We start from the raw sequence: 361 nt of genomic DNA on the forward strand, positions 1-361 counted from the left end.
TAAGTATTGATGAGAAGATTCCAAACTTTTCTACATGGTCTCAGAACTATATTCGCAGATATAAAGACTCAACTATATTTGAAGAGATATTTATGGAAATCTTAGAACAGGCCGTTGATTATGGTTTTGTCGATTTCACAACGGTATTTGGAGACAGTACGCATCAGAAGGCAAATGCCAATAAAAGAAAAAGTGTCAAAAAAGAAGTAGAGATCCTCAAAAAGAAATACGAAGATGATCTGTTGGTTGAAATCAACGAGGATAGAGAATGTATAGGTAAAGAGGCCTTTGATTCAATGGTGCATACAGAATATGTACATGATGAAGAAACGGGTGAAGAAGTAAAAAAAACTTCAACTAA

1 pseudogene is annotated in these 361 nt (G+C 34.1%); it reads left to right on the forward strand.

What is annotated here, in order from left to right:
* Nucleotides 1-92 precede the first annotated feature (92 nt).
* Nucleotides 93-361 (forward strand): annotated as a pseudogene (locus NE544_RS12135) (IS5/IS1182 family transposase); the annotation flags it as partial.

Origin of the sequence: Holdemanella sp. MSK.7.32 (assembly GCF_024460475.1) — a bacterium.
Taxonomy (GTDB): domain Bacteria; phylum Bacillota_I; class Bacilli_A; order Erysipelotrichales; family Erysipelotrichaceae; genus Holdemanella.